Source organism: Dactylosporangium sp. NPDC051485 (genome assembly GCF_040682015.1).
GTDB lineage: Bacteria > Actinomycetota > Actinomycetes > Mycobacteriales > Micromonosporaceae > Dactylosporangium.
In genome coordinates this window covers 1-3,531 of the sequence record NZ_JBFAZW010000238.1, presented here as the reverse complement: position 1 = coordinate 3,531, position 3,531 = coordinate 1, and the positions used below count along the sequence as shown (strand labels likewise).

At 73.9% G+C, this 3,531-nt stretch carries 1 protein-coding gene; it reads right to left on the bottom strand.

The genetic code is table 11. The annotated features are described in order from the left end of the window. Positions 1–458 precede the first annotated feature (458 nt). On the bottom strand, positions 459–3,531 hold a 3,073-nt coding region (locus AB0M46_RS51160), incomplete at its 5' end, for a hypothetical protein (RefSeq protein ID WP_363349015.1).

The window sequence follows — 3,531 nt, the reverse complement described above, 5'->3', positions numbered from 1 at the left end:
CGCAATCCGAAAGGACCCGTGCCACGGGGTAATAATCATTTGGCACTGGCTTAACAAGCACCCTGTTGAGTTCTCAAACAACCAACACACACCGTAGATCCCCGCCTGTTTCAGGCGCTGACCCTCGGGGCTGTTACCGCTAATCTACTCGATCGACTTCGCATTTCCAAATCCGGGGATTTGAACCGCATCGCTCGAACTTGCGCCCGACATCGTCTACCCATTGTTAGTGGGCTTCAGAATCGGATTGGCTTTGCAGGCCGGCCGATTGTCGCTTCGCGACTCGTCCGTGTCCCTGCTGGCCGTGTTACTTTACCCGGTCCTAGCCACCGTGTCAACCAAGCGTTCTGGTCTTTCTGGTGTCTTCGGGGCGTCGGCCCGGTGTTGCGATACGGAACGTTACAGGAGCCCGTCGCGAGAAACCAAATCGAGTGACCGCGCCCACATCCACAGTGGACTCACAACAGCGTCCCCTGCGCCGGAAACGTGAGCCGAGCAGCGGTAATGCCCTCCAGGATCTGCTCCTCGTTGAGCTCCCGCTCCATGACCCGCGCATAGTTGCGGCCCTGGTTGTGGGTATTGCGCATCCGCACCACGTTCGGGAACCGCCCGACCGCGCGCATGTCCCCGAGGCCCGACAGGAAGACGAGCTGGATGCCGTTGGCCGCCGCCACCCGCCGCTGGAGGTCCAGGAAGGCCACGTAGTTCGCCGTACCGAGGGGATTGTCCATCGGCAGCACGCCCAGCCCCGGCACATCGCCCCCGCGGTTGGCCGCCCGCAGCCGGGCGAGCATGCAGAACAGCAGGAGACTGATCGTGACCTTCTCGCCGCCGGACCACTTGCTCATCAGCTCGACCGGCTGGCGGTCGTCCGTGATCTCGGTGGACGGCTTGAGCACGCGGGCCACGAAGTTGCCCCGCCCGACCACCACGGCGATCGCCTCCCAGGCCAGGGCCAGCCCGTCGGGGATGGCGTCGCCGCCGGCCACCAGCTTGTCGACGAGGCGCTCGACCCGGCTGCGCACGGTGGCGTCGCTCGTGTCGACGCTGGCCCGCGGGCCGACGTCGAGGAACCGCCGGTTGCGCAGGTGGTCGGCGAGGCCGGGCGGGAGCTGGGCGTGGTGCTGGGCCCGCTGCAGCGTCTTGAGCCCCTCCCGCACCTCCGCGCACAGCGCCGTCACCACCAGGTGCTTGTCCTTCTCGACGGCGTCGAGCTCGCCGGCGAGGCCGTGGCGGTACAGCTGCAGCTGCTCCACGAGGCGGGCGTCCACCGTGGACACCTCACCGCGGAAGCGACCCCGCACCTCCGGGCTGACGGCGGCGAAGCGCTCCTCGGCGGCCCACCGGTCGATGCGGTGTGCCTCGCCGCCGAGCTTGGCCCGCGCCCCCACGAGGGCCCGGTCCGCGGCCTGCAGGGCCCGCCGCGCGCCCCGGGTCGACTCGCGGGCCTCGTCCACGTCTCCGGCGAAGGCGGAACCGCCGACGTCCAGCGAGCCGATGTCCTCGGTCAGGTCGGTGACCAGCTCACGCAGGTCGTCGGCCCGGCGCAGGGCCGCCTCCCGAGCCTGCCCGCGCGCGACGACGCGATCGCGGGCGGCCCGCTCGGCCTCGCGCACCGCCCCGAGCCGTTCTTCGGCCTGCTGGGCGAGGCGCTCCGCGTCCCGCACCGCCCCGACCTCGTCGAGATCGAGGCCGACAAGAGGACACGCGTCGAGATGGCGCCGGGCCGCCGTCAGGGCGGCGCCGGCCAGGGTGGCGTCGCGCTGGGCGTCGAGGAAGGCGCGCTCGGATTCGTCGATTTCCCGTTGTACCGCTGCAGCGTCCACGAGCGACGTGCCGTCCAGCAGCGCCGTGGCCGAGGACCGCTCGGCCGGGTCGAAGCGCTGGATCTCCCGCTCCAGCGCGGCCAGGCTGCGCTCGATCTCGGCGATCGTGGCCTCCAGGGCCGAGGCCGAGGTCTGCCGGATGTACGCGTCGTTGGCCGCCTGGTAGGCGGTGGTGGCCTCGGCCAGGCTCGGCAGCGGGCCGGTCGGCGCCGCTTCGCCCGGTCTGGCTCGATGAAGCTTCGCGCTGGTCGACCCGGACCAGGCGGAGGCGATGCGCCGCAGCTCCTCGCACCGGGCCCGGTACTCGCGCAAGCGTTGGGCGTCGCGGTCGGCCTCGGTGCCGTGCCGGCTCGTGGCGGCCGCGGCGAGGCGCTCCTGGGTCTCAGCCTCGGCGAGCTGCTCCTGCAGGTCGGCCCGGCGGCCGGGCAGCTCGGCGAGGTCGTGGCGCAGCCGCTCGGCGCCGGGGGCGCGCTGCTCGAGGCCGGCGAGGGCGGCGATGCGGCCGGCCTGCCGGCGGCGCTGCTCGGCGAGGTCGCGCCGGTCCCGGTCGAGGGTGGCGGCCCGCCCGTCGAGCGCCTCGCGGGTCGCGTGCAGCTCGGCCAGGCGCTGCTCGGCCGCGGCCAGGGCGGTGGTGAGGCGCTCGTGCTCGGCGTCGAGGTGCTCGCGGTGGCCGGGCGGGCAGCGCTCGGCGAGGTCGAGCAGCCGGCCCTTGAGCCGCATGTCGCCGTCGCGGGTGTCGAGCAGCTCCTGCACCCGCCGGTTGCGCTCCGCGCGCCCGGCATCGCGCCGCTCGACTTCCCCGGCGGCGGCCGTCCGGTCGTACATCGCAACCGCCGGCGCCAGCACGAACCCATCCACCGGGCCGGACACGACCTCGCCCAACGCGGCGGCCGTCGCGACCGCCGGCGCCAGCACGAAGCGCAACGCGTCGGACGTCGCGACCGCCGGCGCCGGCACGAAGCCATCCACCGGACGGGACACGACCTCGCGCAACGCGGCGGTCGTGGCGACCTGGATGGCCGAGGTCGGGAAGAGCCGCCCCGCCTCGAGCACGGACCGGGCCCGATCCAGCAGCGCGGGGTCGTCGACGAGCAGCCCGCCCACGAGGTGCGGCGCGTGGGCGATGGCGGCGGGCCAGGCCTCGGGCGGTACCGAATCGGCAAGGAAGTGCCACCCGGTCGTGGCGGGAATCCGCTGCGCGGCCAGCGCGTCCGCGGCCCGCGCCAGGTCGAGCGCGGCCGGCAGCAGCCCCCGGGCGGCGGCGAGGGCCTGCAGGGCGCGGTCGTCCTCGGCATCGGCCACGGCGAGCTGGATTCGCTGCCGGTCCGCGGCGATGACGGCCTCGGTGAGCAGGTCGACGAGGAGCCGGTGCTCGCCGACCGGGTCGAGGCGGTCCTGCTCGGCGAGGACGGTCAGCCGCGGGTCCCCGCCGAGCGCGTCGAGCTCGGCGAGCAGCGGCGCGCGCTCGGCGTGCAGCACGGCCCGGTCGCGGGAGAGGTCGAGGAAGGCGCCCTGGGCGGCGGCCCGGTCGCGCTCGTACGCGGCCCGCTCCTCGGCCAGCCGGGCCGCCTCGGCCGGCAGCTCCTCCTCGAGCCGGCGGGCGGCCTTCGCGTCCGCGCGCCGGCTCGCGGCGAGCGCCGCCGCGGGGTCGCCGTCGGCGCCGGCCGCCGCGAGGTCGCGGTCGAAGGCGGCGAGCTGCTCGTCC